Origin of the sequence: Rhizobium sp. Pop5 (assembly GCF_024721175.1) — a bacterium.
Classification (GTDB): domain Bacteria; phylum Pseudomonadota; class Alphaproteobacteria; order Rhizobiales; family Rhizobiaceae; genus Rhizobium.
In genome coordinates this window covers 1,887,200-1,902,479 of sequence record NZ_CP099399.1, presented here as the reverse complement: position 1 = coordinate 1,902,479, position 15,280 = coordinate 1,887,200, and the positions used below count along the sequence as shown (strand labels likewise).

The 15,280-nt window shown below is 61.4% G+C and carries 13 protein-coding genes and 1 pseudogene; 8 read left to right on the top strand and 6 right to left on the bottom strand.

The window, feature by feature from the left end:
* Positions 1-25: 25 nt before the first annotated feature.
* Entirely contained in the window at positions 26-622 is a 597-nt protein-coding gene (locus NE852_RS11580) for a demethoxyubiquinone hydroxylase family protein (protein WP_008525756.1), read from the bottom strand.
* Between the two features lie 154 nt (positions 623-776).
* Between NE852_RS11580 and NE852_RS11575 the strand changes: the two genes are divergently transcribed.
* Complete coding sequence (locus NE852_RS11575) at positions 777-1,310, top strand: ribonuclease H (RefSeq protein WP_008525758.1); 534 nt, start codon at positions 777-779, stop codon at positions 1,308-1,310.
* A gap of 94 nt (positions 1,311-1,404) precedes the next feature.
* Here NE852_RS11575 and NE852_RS11570 read toward each other — a convergent pair whose 3' ends face one another.
* Both NE852_RS11570 and NE852_RS11565 read right to left on the bottom strand, forming a co-directional pair.
* On the bottom strand, positions 1,405-3,717 hold the full coding sequence (locus NE852_RS11570; RefSeq protein WP_258156533.1) for an NADP-dependent malic enzyme: 2,313 nt from the start codon (positions 3,715-3,717) through the stop codon (positions 1,405-1,407).
* Between the two features lie 160 nt (positions 3,718-3,877).
* Positions 3,878-4,498: an NADPH-dependent F420 reductase gene (locus NE852_RS11565; protein ID WP_008525783.1), complete on the bottom strand. Its 621-nt coding sequence runs from the start codon at positions 4,496-4,498 to the stop codon at positions 3,878-3,880.
* 103 nt (positions 4,499-4,601) lie between these two features.
* Between NE852_RS11565 and NE852_RS11560 the strand changes: the two genes are divergently transcribed.
* Entirely contained in the window at positions 4,602-5,489 is an 888-nt protein-coding gene (locus NE852_RS11560; protein WP_008525785.1) for a LysR family transcriptional regulator, read from the top strand.
* A 183-nt stretch (positions 5,490-5,672) separates the two neighbouring features.
* Entirely contained in the window at positions 5,673-7,112 is a 1,440-nt protein-coding gene (locus tag NE852_RS11555) for an FAD-binding oxidoreductase (protein WP_008525787.1), read from the top strand.
* A gap of 49 nt (positions 7,113-7,161) precedes the next feature.
* Here the strand turns inward: NE852_RS11555 and NE852_RS11550 are convergent, their stop codons facing one another.
* Together NE852_RS11550 and NE852_RS11545 are read right to left on the bottom strand one after the other, a co-directional pair.
* Entirely contained in the window at positions 7,162-7,911 is a 750-nt protein-coding gene (locus NE852_RS11550) for a histidine phosphatase family protein (protein ID WP_008525789.1), read from the bottom strand.
* A gap of 125 nt (positions 7,912-8,036) precedes the next feature.
* The gene (locus NE852_RS11545) at positions 8,037-8,369 is read right to left on the bottom strand and encodes a hypothetical protein (protein ID WP_037171149.1); all 333 of its coding nucleotides are present in this window, start codon (positions 8,367-8,369) and stop codon (positions 8,037-8,039) included.
* 247 nt (positions 8,370-8,616) lie between these two features.
* Between NE852_RS11545 and NE852_RS11540 the strand changes: the two genes are divergently transcribed.
* Both NE852_RS11540 and NE852_RS11535 read left to right on the top strand, forming a co-directional pair.
* Positions 8,617-9,459 (top strand): UDP-2,3-diacylglucosamine diphosphatase, encoded by an 843-nt coding sequence (locus tag NE852_RS11540; RefSeq protein ID WP_008525793.1) that lies wholly within the window; start codon positions 8,617-8,619, stop codon positions 9,457-9,459.
* 164 nt (positions 9,460-9,623) lie between these two features.
* Entirely contained in the window at positions 9,624-10,841 is a 1,218-nt protein-coding gene (locus tag NE852_RS11535; RefSeq protein WP_008525796.1) for an MFS transporter, read from the top strand.
* Here NE852_RS11535 and dgcA read toward each other — a convergent pair.
* On the bottom strand, positions 10,793-11,776 hold the full coding sequence (gene dgcA, locus NE852_RS11530; protein ID WP_008525798.1) for an N-acetyl-D-Glu racemase DgcA: 984 nt from the start codon (positions 11,774-11,776) through the stop codon (positions 10,793-10,795). The genes NE852_RS11535 and dgcA overlap by 49 nt on opposite strands.
* A 101-nt stretch (positions 11,777-11,877) precedes the next feature.
* Here dgcA and NE852_RS11525 point away from each other — a divergent pair, with 101 nt between their 5' ends.
* From NE852_RS11525 to NE852_RS11515, 3 genes and pseudogenes are all read left to right on the top strand, one after another.
* On the top strand, positions 11,878-13,047 hold the full coding sequence (locus NE852_RS11525) for an MlaE family lipid ABC transporter permease subunit (protein ID WP_258156699.1): 1,170 nt from the start codon (positions 11,878-11,880) through the stop codon (positions 13,045-13,047).
* 1 nt (position 13,048) lies between these two features.
* The gene (locus NE852_RS11520) at positions 13,049-13,888 is read left to right on the top strand and encodes an ABC transporter ATP-binding protein (RefSeq protein ID WP_008525819.1); all 840 of its coding nucleotides are present in this window, start codon (positions 13,049-13,051) and stop codon (positions 13,886-13,888) included.
* A gap of 9 nt (positions 13,889-13,897) precedes the next feature.
* Positions 13,898-15,269: pseudogene (locus NE852_RS11515) on the top strand (MlaD family protein).
* The last annotated feature ends 11 nt before the right edge of the window (positions 15,270-15,280 follow it).

The window sequence follows — 15,280 nt, the reverse complement described above, 5'->3', positions numbered from 1 at the left end:
AGAGATCGGTAATGACGCCAGACCACTAAGCCTGCTTGGAGTGCGCCATTTCGGCGCGCATCCAGCTTGAGTCTCCCCATGTCGAGAGCCAGATCATCAGGTCGGTGAGCGCGGCGACGACCGGCAGCAGCACGGCGTGGCCGATGCCGCGTTTAGTCTGGTTCCTCTCAGCCTCCCTGAGATGCGCTAATTCCTCTTTCTGAATCGAGGCGATAAGGCCATGAAGCTTTGGATCTCTGGTCTCGAGGAAAGCCAGTTGATCTTCCAGATGACGGTGAACCGTGCATTCAACCGCCTCGGTACAGATCCAGACCATGTTGCGCCCGCCGAGGGCCGTCAGGAATCCGAGCAGATAACCGCCGAGGCTCCAGAATGCCATGATGCGACAGGGCTTGGCGTTCCTGGATGGCATTGCTTCCCGAAACAGGCGGCAATGCTTGATCTCGTCGTCCCGCATTTCACGAAGCGCCGGTACGATCTCAGGAAACAGCCGGTGGGCCATCCAGATCTGGGCACCGTAGATGCGAATTGCGCCGAATTCGCCGGCGTGATTGACCTTGAGAATACGGCGAACGGTTACGCCATGATCGCGCTTGCCGGCATTGCTCAACGGATTGTCCATGACGCTGCCCCCTCACGGTTTCCCATCGGCAATAGGCGCTGTCGGCACTACCGTCGTCAAGAGTTGACACAAGGGAAGGGACAATTCCAATGTCCGCTTCGGACGGCCGTCGCAAATCGCACTGGTCTGGGCGGCGGGCGCAGCGAAGGCGAAAATGGCAGGTATTTCCAACGAGCTAGGCTCCCCCGCAACGACAGCCGGAATACCGGAAGCCCAACACGGTCTCCATGTCTTCGTGGACGGTTGTTATGACCCCGGTTCCGGGCACGGAGGCTGGGCCTTTGTTGCCTATCGCGATGCTGCGGAAATTGCGTCCAGCTTCGGCGGCGTGTGTGATTCCGCCAATAATTCGATGGAATTGACCGCCGTCTTGAGGGCCGTCATGTGGATCAACAGCGAAGCAACGGGCGAAGCCGCGACCATCTGGTCGGATTCCATCTATGCCGTCAAAGGCTGCAACGACAGGCGGCATATTTGGAAGAACAACGGCTGGAAGAAAAGCAGTCCGAATGGGAACGCCCGAAGCCGGACGATCGCCAATGCGGAACTCTGGAAAGCGGTCGATCTTCAACTATCCCGGAACGACCTCGTGACCATCGCCTGGTGCAAGGGCCATTCCGGCATTGCCGGCAACGAACGCGCGGACGAACTTGCGGATGGAGGACGGCTGTCGGTACGGGGTGTGTGATATCCCCGGCATATCAGCCAGTTGCAGATGCTCGGGACGAGCCCGAGCATGACGAAAAAAGCGTAGGCCTGCTTTGTCAAGCAGCCTGCAGCTCTCACGCCGGCTGCGATGCCTCGACGACGGCGAGCGCCGCCATGTTGACCACGCCGCGGGAGGTGACCGAGGGCGCGAGAATGTGGGCGGGCATGGCGGCGCCGAGCAGGATCGGGCCGACATGCAGGCCATCGGTCATCGACTTGACCACGCCGAGCGTGATGTTTGCGGCGTCGAGATTCGGGAAGACCAAGAGGTTCGCCTCGTCGTGCAGCGTCGTGTGCGGCATGACGCGCTTGCGCAGCGCTTCGGTGATGGCGCTTTCGCCGTGCATTTCGCCGTCGACTTCGAGGTCGGGGGCGGTCTCGCGCACGAGCTGCAGGGCGTTGCGCATCTTCGTGGCGCTCTCGGATCTGCGCGAACCGAAGTTTGAATGCGAAACCAGCGCGGCGCGCGGCGTGATGCCGAAGCGGCGGATTTCCTCGGCCGCAAGCACCGTCGACTCGGCGATTTCTTCGGCGGTCGGATTGAAGGTGACGTAGGTGTCGGTGAAGAAAGTGGCGCCGCGCTGCGAGATCATCAGGCTGAGCGCGGAGAAATCGCGGACGTCCTTGCGCTTGCCGATGATCTGACGGACATCGCGCAAGTGCTTCTCGTAGCGGCCTTCGAGGCCGCAGATCAGCGCGTCAGCTTCGCCGCGCCTGAGTGCCAGCGCGCCGATGACCGTCGTGTTGGTGCGCACGATGGTGCGGGCGGCTTCCGGGATGACGCCGCGCCGGCCGACGAGCGAGAAATAGAGATCGACATATTCGCGGAAGCGCGGATCGTCTTCCGGATTGATCACCTCGAAATCCTGCAGCGGGCGGATGCGCAGGCCGTAGCGCTTGAGACGCGTTTCGATGACCTGAGGACGGCCGATGATGATCGGCTCGGCGATGCCTTCCTCGATCAAAACCTGGGCGGCGCGGAGCACGCGCTCGTCTTCGCCTTCCGAGAAGATGACGCGCTTGCGCTCTGCCGTCTTTGCCGCCGTGAAGATCGGCTTCATGATGAAGCCGGAGCGGAAGACGAAGCGGTTCAGCTGGTCGAGATAGGCGTCGAAATCCTGGATCGGGCGGCGCGCCACGCCGCTCTGTTCGGCGGCCTTGGCGACAGCAGGCGCGATGCGCAGGATGAGGCGCGGATCGAAGGGCGAGGGGATCAGGTAATCGGGGCCGAAGACCGGGGTCTCGCCGGAATAGGCCCGGGCGGCTACATCGGACGGCTCCTCGCGGGCGAGCGCCGCGATGGCGCGCACGGCCGCCATCTTCATTTCCTCGTTGATCGTCTCGGCGCCGCAATCGAGCGCGCCGCGGAAAATATAGGGGAAGCAGAGGACGTTGTTGACCTGGTTGGCGAAATCCGAGCGGCCGGTGCAGATCATCGCATCGGGGCGGGCGGCGCGGGCGAGATCCGGCATGATCTCGGGCGTCGGATTGGCGAGCGCCATGATCAGCGGCTTGTCGGCCATCTGCGCCAAGAGCTCCGGCTTCAGCACGCCGGCGGCCGAGAGGCCGAGGAAGACATCGGCGCCGCCGATGTTTTCGGCGAGCGTGCGGGTGTCGCTCTTCTGGGCGTAGACGGACTTCCACTCGTCCATCAGCTCGGTGCGGCCCTCATAGACGAGGCCTTCGAGATCGTGGACCCAGATGTTTTCGCGCTTCGCCCCGAGGGTAACAAGCAGGTTGAGGCAGGCAAGGGCGGCGGCACCGGCGCCGGAGGCGACGATCTTGACGTTCTCGATCTTCTTCCCAGCGAGTTCCAGCCCGTTCAGGATCGCGGCGGCGACGATGATCGCGGTGCCGTGCTGGTCGTCGTGGAAGACCGGGATCTTCATCTTCTCGCGCAGGCGACGCTCGACCTCGAAACATTCCGGCGCCTTGATGTCTTCCAGATTGATGCCGCCGAAGGTCGGCTCCAGCGAGGAAACGGTGGAGACCATCTGGTCGACGCTCGCCGCATCGATCTCGATGTCGAAGACGTCGATGCCGGCGAATTTCTTGAAGAGCACGGCCTTGCCCTCCATGACCGGCTTGGAAGCGAGCGGTCCGATATTGCCGAGGCCGAGGACGGCGGTGCCGTTGGAAATGACGGCGACGAGATTGGCGCGCGAGGTATATTCGGCCGCCATTTCAGGGTTGTCCCTGATGGCAAGGCAGGGGGCGGCGACACCCGGCGAATAGGCGAGCGCCAGATCGCGCTGGTTGCCGAGCGGCTTGGTCGCCTGGATCTCGAGTTTGCCGGGGCGGGGGTAGCGGTGGAAAAAGAGCGCCTGCTCGTCGAGATCGCCGCTTGGCAGGTTCTTGTCCGTCTTGGATTTATCCTGGTGATCCATTGCCGCCTCCGTGCACGTCTTTTTCTGGAGTTCTCTCCATACATCAATCGGATACGGGCGACAGTATGGAAATGAGGGGTGGGAGAAGTTTTCGGTCGAACAGCAAAAACATCCCGGCCTCGCGGACGGGATGTTCATCCTATCTATCGGCGGCAAGCCTTCAGGCGGCGATGTTGACCCAGGCGGGGGCGATGGCGGTTCCGCGGCCGAGGCCGTAGCCGAGCCGGATGTTGAGCATGCCGAGCGGTTCCAGAAGTGTCGCAGCGTCAAGGCCGCCGGACTTTTCGACGGCAAATCCGGAATCGACGACCAGACGGGAAACCTTTTCCACCGCGTCTTCATCATTTCCGGCGACGAATACCGGCACTTTCGCCGTGGCGTCACGGGGCGCGTTGAAGAGTTCGGCGAAGATGGTGTTGAAGGCCTTGACGACCTTGGCGCCGGCGGCAGCCTTCTGGATTTTTTCGGCGGCGGAAGTCTCGTTGCTGAAGAGCAGGCCGGAGAAATCAGGTTTCAATGGATTGCTGATATCGACGACGATCTTGCCTGCGAGTGACGGCAAAGCGGCAATTTCAAGGGCGCTCGCATAGGGAACGGCAAGGACGACGACCTCGGCGGCGGCGATCGCCTCGGCAATGGGGGCGCTCTCGACGCCGAGGCTTTCGGCAAGGCTGCGCGCGGCCGTATCGTTGCGGCCGGCGATAACGAGATCAGTCTTGCCGGCAAGACGTGCGGCCAGACCCTTGCCCATGTTTCCGATGCCGATGATTGCTGTTTTCATTGCGTTTTCTCCTTTGATCCGAGGGGGTAACAAAGAGATACATCCGAATAATCCATTCGTTAATTGCATTGATTGCGATAATAGAACTGCATAAAAGTATCGAATGACTGATCTTTTGAACCTGCAGACCCTCATTGCCGCCGCGACATCGGGAAGCTTTGCCGGAGCGGCGAAGCGGCTTGGCATTTCGCCTGCGATGGTTGGCCGACGCATCCAGGCGCTGGAGCAGGAGTACGGAGTCAAGCTGATCGAACGCACCACGCGCACGCAGCGGCTGACCGAGATCGGGTCTCGTTTCCTCGTCAAAGCAAACAGGATCATCGACGAGCTGGAGGAGCTCAACGATATTTCCCGCCCTGATGCCGAGGCATTGTCTGGACGCCTGCGTGTCAGCGCTCCGACGACACTGGGGATCAAGCGGCTCGCGCCTGTTATGGCTGTGCTCGCGGAGCGGCATCCGGCACTTTCCGTCGAGCTGAACCTCAGTGACCGTAACGTCGATCTCGTGGCCGAGGGTTACGATCTGGCGATCAGGATCGGGGAATTGAAGCCATCTTCCCTGATTGCGCGCCGGGTCGGCAGCTATCACTTCGTCTGCTGCGCCTCTCCGGCCTATCTTCAACGATTTGCTGCGCCAGAGCGGCCTGATGATCTTCGCCTCGGCCGCTGTATCCTCAATCTCAATCTCGTTCCGCGCGACGAATGGCCATTCGAGACGGAGGACGGGGAGAGTTTCACGGTCGCGGTCCACGGCAACATGGAGATCGATAACGGTGAGGCACTTAGGACGGCAGCGCTCGCCGGCGCAGGCATCATCTACATCCCCGTCGATCTCGTTGCAGAAGACATAGCCGATGGAAGACTTGTCGAGGTTCTCTCCAACTGGCGGAAACTGGTGCTGCCGATCCACGCCGTTCATCCATCGCGTCGGTTCGTTCCGGGGCGGATCGGCGCGGTCATCGATGCTGTCGCGCGCGGACTGCGGGGTTAGATATCAGCAGGCTCTCAGCAAGGAGCCGTCCGCGAACGCCAATTTCGGACGTCAAGTCAATGGAATGACGTTCCCGTCGTTGCGGCCGCAGAGAGCTAATCCTTTTCGAAACTTGTTTGATGGCCGCAGCAAGCGCAAAATGCCGCCGCGACGGTGCGGGGCGCCGGTCGCATGGAGGAAATCATGGACAATTTGAACCTCACGACCCTGCAACGGGGTCAGACGATGGTCAATGACGCGGCCATGGATGCGTTTGCCGCCGGATTTCGTGGCAGTCTCCTGACCAACAAAGATATGGACTACGATGAGGCACGGGCGATCTGGAATGCGATGATCGATCGCCGGCCGGGCCTGATTGCGCGCTGCGCAGGGGCGGCCGATGTCGTGCGCGCGGTTCGTTTTGCGCGCGACAACAATCTGCTCGTTTCGGTGCGCGGCGGCGGGCACGGCATTGCCGGCAACGCCGTCTGCGAGGGCGGCGTCGTCATCGATCTGTCGTCGATGAAATCGGTGCGGGTGGATCTCGATACGCGCCGCGCCAGGATCGAGCCGGGCGCTACACTCGGTGACGTCGACAAAGAAACGCTGGCTTTCGGCCTGGTGCTGCCGACTGGCATCAATTCCACGACCGGCATTGCCGGCCTGACGCTCGGTGGTGGTTTCGGCTGGCTGACCCGCAAATTCGGGCTGACGCTCGACAATCTGATTTCGGTGGATGTGGTGACGGCGGACGGCGAGCTGGTCAAGGCGAGCGAGACGGAGAAACCGGACCTCTTTTGGGCGCTGCGCGGCGGCGGCGGCAACTTCGGCGTTGTCACTTCTTTCGAATTTCAGCTCAACCCGCTCCATCCCGAGGTTTTCGCCGGCCTGGTCGTGCATCCTTTCGCCGATGCGGAAAAGGTGCTCAGGGAATATCGGCAGGCGCTGGAGACCGCACCCGACGAGCTGACCTGCTGGGTGGTGATGCGCCAGGCGCCACCCCTGCCGTTCCTGCCGGCCGAATGGCACGGCAAGGAAATCGTCGTGCTCGCCATGTGCTACTGCGGAGACATGGCAGCAGGAGAAAAGGCGGCGGCGAGATTGCGTGGGATCGGAAAGCCGATCGCCGACATCGTCGGTCCGATGCCGTTTGCCGGCTGGCAGCAGGCATTTGACCCGCTTCTGACGCCGGGGGCGCGCAATTACTGGAAGAGCCAGGATTTCGCCTCACTTTCCGATGCGGCGATCGAGCTTCTGCTTTCGGCCGTTCGCAAACTGCCGGGACCCGAATGCGAGATATTCGTCGGCCATGTCGGCGGGGCCGCCGGCCGTATTCCCACAGAAGCCACCGCATTTCCGCAGCGTAGCTCGCATTTCGTCATGAACGTGCATGCGCGCTGGCGGGAGACCGGGATGGACGCAAACTGCATCGGCTGGGCGCGCGAACTCTTCGAGGCAACCAAGCCGCATGCTGTGGGAACCGCCTATATCAACTTCATGCCTGAGGACGAAACCGATCGCGTGGAAATGGCTTACGGCGCCAATTACGCCCATCTTGCCGAAATCAAGCTGCGTTACGATCCGAACAACCTGTTCCGGATGAACCAGAACGTGAAACCGACGGCGGCCGTGCGGGCTGCGTGAGGGATAGAATGGAACCCCTCCTCACAAGAGCCCCTTGTGGGGTAGGGGTCTACCCGCCGGCCTTTGGCGTGATCGTCACATCGGCGCCATAGGCATCGCGCAACTGGCCTTCCTGTCCCGGCTGCCGGTCGCCAGCTTGATGCAGCAGGATCGACGTATAGCCTTGCGAGCGCGTGCCCTCGATCAGCGTGACGTCGGCATTTCCGGGATTGTCGGAGCGCTCGAACCAATCGACGGAATGGTGCAGGAAGTTCATTTCGAGCGCCCGGTTGGTGACGCCGTGGCCGACGATCGCGACGTTGTGGTCGTTGTGTTCGGGATCGTGCATGACCGTCTGGAGGAACAGGCGCACCCGCTGCGCCACATCGGCGCGGCTTTCGCCATCCGGCGGCCGGGCGTAGAATTTCCCGCTGTTATTGCGCAGCCTCGCCCATTTTTCGAATTCCTCGGGGAATTTCTGTTTCTGCTCGGCGTGGTCGTAAATTTCGGTGAAGAGACCGAAATCCTGCTCGCGCAGCAGATAATCCTCCCTGATATCGCCGACGACGTTTTCAGGCAGGGCTTCGAGCAATGCATCCTTGCTCTGGCGCGTGCGCAGAAACGGCGAGTACCAGATGTGCAGCTTCCGAAAGCCTGAATTCGGCAATGCCCGCAAGTATGAGGCGATCACGTTGCCGGCTTCGGCCGCCTGGCGATAGCCCCATTGTGTCAGGGGCACGTTGTGGTCGCCGAATTGGCGATAGGCCCGTTCGTTGAGGTTGCCGAGGGATTCGCCGTGGCGCACGAGAAAGAGACGCATCAGCCGTCCCGCCTTGTTGGATCTGGAATCGCCGTCATCATGGACGCGCTCAATCCACAGGGCAACATTCCGGTCAGGATGGAGGCGAAGCGCCTGCTTTCCGCTTGCCCCAATCCCTTCCGCTATCAGCGACCCTGAAAGATCTTGATGAGCTTTGGCGTAAACCGGTGCGCCTTGATGTCGAGCAGATCCTGATACGTGGCGCGACCGGAGAGCGCGGCCGCAAGATATCGCTGGCAGGCGATCCTCGGAGCGTCCTTGTCCGAGACGTTTATCACGATCCCGGCGTTACGGCGCTCATTCGCATCGAAACCCTTCGAACAGTCGTTGACGAACTGATTTCTCGCTCTTGCACTGCCCTGCAGCAGCGTGACGATCGCATCATAGTCCTGCTGCGTCGGAGCACAGCCGGCAAGCAGTGCAACAGAAATCATTATCGTCGCGGTGCGGGCGCGCATCATCAAATCCCCCAGGTTATGCCTCGATCGGCAGCTGCTGTTAATTTGATTCTCGGTATGCGGGAAAGATCTTGAGTCTCGCGGCGCGAAAATAAGATAACTGGGATTCCCGGTTCTGGTATTGCGAGCTTCTCGACCGACGGGATCGGCATTTGCCATCCGGACGGAATGAGCGGGTTTGCAGGGCTTTTCCCCACCTTGTCATCTTCCTGAAACACGAGTCTGGTTTTGGAAGGCTAGATGAAAGATGGGACATGAGCAGCTGCTCGTGACAGACATGATGGAACCCAGACATTTCCGCACGCTCTTCATTTCCGATGTCCATCTCGGCTCGAAGGCCGCGAAGGCCGACTTCCTGCTGGATTTCCTGCGCTACCATGACGCCGATACGATCGTGCTTGTGGGCGATATCGTCGACGGCTGGCGCCTGAAGCGCAGCTGGTATTGGCCGCAGGTCTGCAACGACGTCGTCCAGAAGCTGCTGCGCAAGGCGCGCAAGGGCACGCGCGTCGTCTACATCCCCGGCAATCACGATGAATTCCTGCGCGATTTCCCCGGCATGCATTTCGGCGGCATCGAGGTCGTCGAGCGCATGATGCATGATGGCGCCGACGGCAAGAAATATCTGATCCTGCATGGCGACGAATTCGACGTCGTCGTCCGTAACGCCCGGCTGCTCGCCTATCTCGGCGACTGGGCCTATGACACGGCGATCCGCATCAACCTTCTGCTCGCGGCCGTCCGCCGCCGTCTCGGCATGCCCTACTGGTCGTTCTCGGCCTGGGCCAAGCTGCAGGTCAAGCATGCCGTCAATTTCATCGGCGAGTTCGAGCGCGTGGTCGCCGAAGAGGCCCGCAAGAGCGGCGCCGACGGCGTGATCTGCGGCCATATCCACCATGCCGTCATCCAGGACATGGAAGGCATCCGCTACATCAACACAGGCGACTGGGTGGAAAGCTGCACGGCTGTGGCCGAGCATGAGGACGGCACGTTCGAACTGATCACCTGGCGCGCGCTTGCCAGCGCCGTGCCGGCGCTTGCCGCCATCGAAATGCATGACGAGGGCGAACTGGCCCCTCAGGCTGCTTGATTTCGGCGCCGGCGCATCCGCGGCGGCACTCCAGGAATTTAGCCGTTACCGTGAGGTGACAGGCCCTATTTATTTTCTAAAACGTTTCAGGACGGCTATTTCTAGCAATAGTCGCTCCTCAGGTGGTGTGTTAGGACAACGCCAAGTTTCCTTCAGGTTCACCTATGATTCCCGCTCAACATACCCCGGGTGAGGGAGCGCCGCCGCGCTTCCGGCTGCTCAGCGCGCTTTCCTATTGCGCGCCGCTGCTGGTCAACGGCGTCGTCCTGCCGTTTTTCCCCGTCTGGCTCGAAACCCATAGCTTCAGTGATCATGAGATCGGCATCATCCTTGCCATACCCATGGTGGTGCGCGTGCTGGTGGCGCCCGTGGTCGCCATGATTGCCGACCGCCTCAAGGAGCGCGCGGACGTATTGCTCTGGTCGGGAGGCGTGTCTCTGCTGACGGCGATCGCGCTCTACTGGACGACCAGCTTCTGGCCCGTGACGATCGTCTTCGCGCTGCAGGGCGCCGCCTTCGCGCCTTATGTGCCCGTCGTCGAATCGATCGTCATTTCGGGCGTGCGCCGCTGGGGGCTCGATTACGGATCGATGCGCGTGTGGGGCTCGATCGCCTTCATCGTCTCGACGCTCGCCGGCGGCCAGCTGATCAGCCGGTGGGGCGGCGGGATGGTACTTGCCGTCATGGTGTTCGGCTTCAGCATGACTGTCGTCATGGCGATCTTCTGTCCGCGCATCGGGCCGACGCGGCGGCGCGGCCAACCGATCGATCTTCCCGCCGCCACCGGCAGCGGTCTGCGAGAGCCGCACTTGCTGCTGCTTTTGATCGGCGTCGCCATCCAGCAATCGAGCCATGCCGTGCTTAATGCCTTTTCCTCGATCTATTGGCACCAGCTCGGCTTTTCCGGCACTGAGGTCGGCCTCCTCTGGAGCGCAGGCGTCGCTTCGGAGGTGACGGTATTCTTCCTGTCGAAGCGGCTCAACCGGCGCTTCGACGCCTGGACGCTGATTCGCTTCGGCTGCGCCGTGAGCGTCTGCCGCTGGATCCTGTTTCCGATGAATACGGGCTTTGCCGGATTCTTCCTGCTGCAATGCTTCCACGGCTTCACCTATGCCTTCGTGCATACGGGCGTGCAGCGGCGGATCGTGGCGACGGTGCAGGAGACGAAGGAATCCTCGGCGCAAGGCGCCTATTTCTTCTATGTCGGCATGGCAATGGGCCTGATGACCATCGCGTCGGGCTATCTCTACGCCTGGCTCGGCGTTGTCAGCTATTACGTCATGGCGCTGGTTGCGCTTTCCGGTCTCGGTCTCGTCATTTCAGCTTATTACCTTCAGCCCCAGAGGATGCTTTCAGGCGGAAAAACCAGGGAAGCGGCGTAGCGCAGTCCGGGTTCGCGATCGCGGGCAAGCAGCAGCGGACCATCGAGATCGACGAAATCGGCATTCTGGGCGAGCAGGACGGCCGGCGCCATGGCGAGCGAAGTGCCGACCATGCAGCCGATCATGATGGAAAAACCGAGGCGCTCGGCCTCTGTCTTCATCGCCAGGGCCTCGGACAGGCCACCCGTCTTGTCGAGCTTGATGTTGATCGCGTCGTAGCGGTCGGCAAGGCTTGCGAGATCGCCGGCGTGATGGACGCTTTCGTCGGCGCAGACGAGGAGAGGCCGCCGGATTTCAGCAAGCAGCCCATCGCGGCCTGCCGGCAGCGGCTGCTCGACAAGGGCGACGCCCGCCTGCGCCGCGATGTCAAGGTGACGCTCCAGCACCGCCTCCGGCCAGCCCTCATTGGCGTCGAGGATGATGGCGGCATCGGGTGCGGCCGCGCGGACGGCGCGGATGCGGCTTTCATCGTCGCCGGTTCCGACCTTGACCTTGAGCAACGCACGACCGGCATGTTCGCGGGCCTGCGCGGCCATCACTTCCGGCTCGCCGAGCGAGATGGTGTAAGCGGTGGTCAGCGGCTTCAGAGCGCCGAGGCCGAGGCGGGCGGCGACGCTCCGGCCCGTCCGTTTCGCTTCGAGATCCCAGAGGGCGCAATCGACGGCGTTGCGGGCGGCACCCGGCGGCATCGCCGACAATAGGTCATCGCGCGAGATGCCGGCTTCAACAAGCGGGCGCGCGGCCTCGATCTGGGCGAAGACGCTCTCCATCGTCTCGCCGTAACGGCGGTAGGGCACGCATTCGCCACGTCCATGCGCCCCTTCCTCAGTGAGTGTGCAGGTGATGACCTCAGCTTCGGTCTTTGCCCCGCGCGAGATGGTGAAGGTCCCGGCAATGGGAAAGGAATTCATCTGGATATCGAGAATGCGCGGCATTATTGCTATCCTGCGAGCATGGAAATTGGACGTTGCTTCTGTATATTGACGCGCCGGACGATGAACGATCGTTTTCGCGATTCGGCATGTCACTGTAAGCCCTGAGAGACATAAGTATCTTGAACGCCGAGAATCGCAACGCCGCCTCGCTTGAAGTGGACGACCATGCCGATGGTTCGGGGCAGCGCGTGCGTCTTAGCGGCAACTGGCGCAGCGCTTATGTGCATTTCGTGCTGCGCGATCTCGAAAAGCTTGTGCACGAGAAGGCCGGCGATTTGACGGTCGATCTCTCTAATCTATCAGACATCGACACTGCCGGAATCTGGCTTCTGTGCCGTTTGAAGAAGGAACAGGAGGCGGCCGGGCGCACGATCCGCTTCGAAGGCACCAATCCGCATATCGACGAAATGCTCGAGATGTTTTCCGAAGAGCCGGCCAAAGCGGAGCCGGAGCAGAAGGAAAAAGTCTCGCTCGTCGCGCGCATTTTCGCGCCGATCGGCAAGATGACCTACGACGTCTGGGATAATCTTGCCGCCTCCATGTATATCCTCGGCTCGGCGGTGCGCGGCGCGCAGATGAAGCTCGGCCGCGGCAGCGGTGTTTCGCCGGCTTCGATCGTCAACCAGATCGACCGCATGGGTGTTCGCGCCGTTCCGATCATTCTGTTGATGTCGTTTCTGATCGGGGCGATCATCGCCCAGCAGGGCGCCTTCCAGCTGCGGTATTTCGGTGCGGAGGTCTTCGTCGTCGATCTCGTCGGCATCCTGCAATTGCGCGAAATCGGCGTGCTTCTGACCTCGATCATGATTGCTGGCCGTTCCGGCAGCGCGATTACCGCCGAAATCGGCTCGATGAAGATGCGCGAGGAAATTGATGCGCTGAAAGTGATGGGGCTGAACCCGATCGGCGTGCTGATCTTCCCGCGCCTGGTGGCGCTGACGATTGCACTGCCGCTTCTGACGGTGCTGGCGAATTTTGCCTCGCTTGCCGGTGCCGCTGCCGTCGCCTGGGGTTATTCCGGTATCACTTTCGCCAACTTCCTGTCGCGCCTGCACGAGGCGGTAACCTTATCGACGGTCCTGTCAGGCATGATCAAGGCGCCGTTCATGGCGCTCGTCATCGGCATCGTCGCTGCCGTGGAAGGGTTGAAGGTCGGCGGCAGCGCGGAATCGCTCGGCCAGCATGTGACGGCCTCAGTGGTGAAGGCGATTTTCGTCGTCATCCTGATGGACGGGCTTTTTGCGATGTTCTATGCAGCGATCGACTTCTAGCATGGCGGGCGGCGTGGACGAGCAACCGATCGAAAGCGAAGGACAGGGCAGGGATGTCGTGCTTTCGGCGCGCGACGTCACGGTCGCTTTCGGGTCGAAGGTTGTGCTCGACAATCTGAACCTCGACATCTATCGCGGTGAGATCCTGGGATTCGTCGGCGCTTCGGGCACCGGCAAATCGGTGCTGATGCGCACGGTACTGCGGCTTTTGCCGCGCCGCTCCGGCACGATCAAGATCCTCGGCCAGGATTTCGACGAGCTTGACGAACCGCAGCGCAACGCGCTCGACATGCGGCTCGGCGTGCTGTTCCAGCAGGGTGCGCTGTTCTCGTCGCTAACGGTGAAGGAAAACATCCAGGTGCCGATGCGCGAATATCTCGACCTGCCGCGCTCGCTGATGGACGAATTGGCGCATCTCAAGATCCGCATGGTGGGGTTGGCGGCAGACGCCGCCGACAAATACCCGTCCGAACTGTCCGGCGGCATGATCAAGCGCGCAGCCCTTGCCCGCGCGCTGGCGCTCGATCCGGAACTGGTTTTTCTCGACGAGCCGACCTCCGGTCTCGACCCCATAGGTGCGGCAGAATTCGATGAACTGATCGCCAACCTGCGCGATAGTCTGGGACTGACCGTGTATATGGTGACGCACGACCTCGACAGCCTGTTTTCGGTCTGCGACCGTATTGCCGTGCTCGGAAAGAAGCGGGTAATGGTGGAAGGTACGATCGACGATATGCTCGCCTATGACGATCCGTGGGTGCAGGCTTACTTCAAGGGCAAGCGGGCGCGGTCCATCGTGCCGCAGTACGATGGCGCACAGCACGGCGTGAGCGGGAAGTGACCGGATAAGATGGAAACCAAAGCCAATTATACAATTGTCGGTTTTTTCACACTGCTGGTGATCGCGGCCGCTTTCGGCTTCGTCTACTGGATGGCCGAATATGGCCGCGGCGGCCCCATGACGGAGCTGATCGTGCGCATTCCGGGCTCTGCCAACGGCCTCAGCGTCGGCTCGCCGGTGCGTTTCAACGGCATCCAGGTAGGCTCGGTACAGACGCTGTCGATCGACGCCGACGATCCGCAATATTCGCTGGCCTTTACCCAGGTGCGCACCGATGCGCCGATCTACCCCTCGACCAAGGCCGCCCTTGAAATCCAGGGCTTGACGGGGGCCGCCTATATCGAACTGTCCGGCGGCCGCAAGGGCGAGGAAAGCATCCTCCAACATGCTATCGACAACGGCAAACGCGCCGTCATCGTCGCCGACCAATCGAGCGTCACCAATCTTCTGGCGACCGCCGACAAGATCCTCGACCGCGCCAACGACGCGGTCGGCGATCTCCAGGGCTTCATTCAGGATCTCGCGCGGGCCGCTGACCGAGACCTTCAAGAATGCCGAGACCTTCTCGGATGCGCTTGCGAAGAATTCCGACAATATCGACTCCTTCCTGCAGAGCGTCGGCGAACTTTCCAATACGGTGAAGGCGGTCTCCGGCCGTGTTGATTCGACACTTCAGGCCGTGGAATCACTAGTGAAGGCGGTCGATGCTCAGAAGATCGACCATATCGTCTCCAATGCCGAGAAGATCACCGCCAACATCGCCGATGCCTCCGGCGATCTCAAGGGCGCTATACAGAAGTTCGACGAGACGGCCACCACCTTCAACGATTTCGGCAAGCAGGCGCAGGCGACGCTCGACCGCGTCGATACCCTCGTCGCCCAGATCGATCCGGCCAAGATCAAGGGTTCGGTCGACGATATCTCGCAAGCGACCAAGGATGCGCGCGTCGCCGTCGCTTCGATCCGCGACGTCGCCAACACGGTGTCGTCGCGCCAGAAAGATATCGACCAGACGATCCAGGACGTGTCGCAGCTCGCCAACAAGCTGAATTCGGCCTCGACGCGTATCGACGGCATTCTCATCAAGGTCGACGCGCTGCTCGGCACCGACAATACGCAATCGCTGTTTACCGAGGCGCGCGAGACGCTCGAATCGTTTAAGAAGGTCGCTGACAACCTGAATTCGCGCATCGGGCCGATCGCCGACAATCTGCAGAAGTTCTCGAACGGCGGCCTGCGCGACGTACAAACGCTCGTTAACGACATGCGCGGAACCGTGAGCAATCTGAACGATACGATCACCAACTTCGACCGCAACCCGCAACGCCTGATCTTCGGCGGGGACACGGTGAAGCAATATGACGGCCGGACGCGGCGCTAACAGGGGAAGTC

What these genes read in the sequence shown, in the direction of transcription:
- NE852_RS11565 (WP_008525783.1), bottom strand. Translation starts at nt 4,498, where the DNA reads ATGAAAACAGCAATCATCGGCATCGGAAACATGGGCAAGGGTCTGGCC.
- NE852_RS11570 (WP_258156533.1), bottom strand. Translation starts at nt 3,717, where the DNA reads ATGGATCACCAGGATAAATCCAAGACGGACAAGAACCTGCCAAGCGGC.
- dgcA (WP_008525798.1), bottom strand. Translation starts at nt 11,776, where the DNA reads ATGCCGCGCATTCTCGATATCCAGATGAATTCCTTTCCCATTGCCGGG.
- NE852_RS11535 (WP_008525796.1), top strand. Translation starts at nt 9,624, where the DNA reads ATGATTCCCGCTCAACATACCCCGGGTGAGGGAGCGCCGCCGCGCTTC.
- NE852_RS11550 (WP_008525789.1), bottom strand. Translation starts at nt 7,911, where the DNA reads ATGCGTCTCTTTCTCGTGCGCCACGGCGAATCCCTCGGCAACCTCAAC.
- NE852_RS11520 (WP_008525819.1), top strand. Translation starts at nt 13,049, where the DNA reads ATGGCGGGCGGCGTGGACGAGCAACCGATCGAAAGCGAAGGACAGGGC.
- NE852_RS11560 (WP_008525785.1), top strand. Translation starts at nt 4,602, where the DNA reads ATGACTGATCTTTTGAACCTGCAGACCCTCATTGCCGCCGCGACATCG.
- NE852_RS11555 (WP_008525787.1), top strand. Translation starts at nt 5,673, where the DNA reads ATGGACAATTTGAACCTCACGACCCTGCAACGGGGTCAGACGATGGTC.
- NE852_RS11545 (WP_037171149.1), bottom strand. Translation starts at nt 8,369, where the DNA reads ATGCGCGCCCGCACCGCGACGATAATGATTTCTGTTGCACTGCTTGCC.
- NE852_RS11575 (WP_008525758.1), top strand. Translation starts at nt 777, where the DNA reads ATGGCAGGTATTTCCAACGAGCTAGGCTCCCCCGCAACGACAGCCGGA.
- NE852_RS11580 (WP_008525756.1), bottom strand. Translation starts at nt 622, where the DNA reads ATGGACAATCCGTTGAGCAATGCCGGCAAGCGCGATCATGGCGTAACC.
- NE852_RS11540 (WP_008525793.1), top strand. Translation starts at nt 8,617, where the DNA reads ATGGGACATGAGCAGCTGCTCGTGACAGACATGATGGAACCCAGACAT.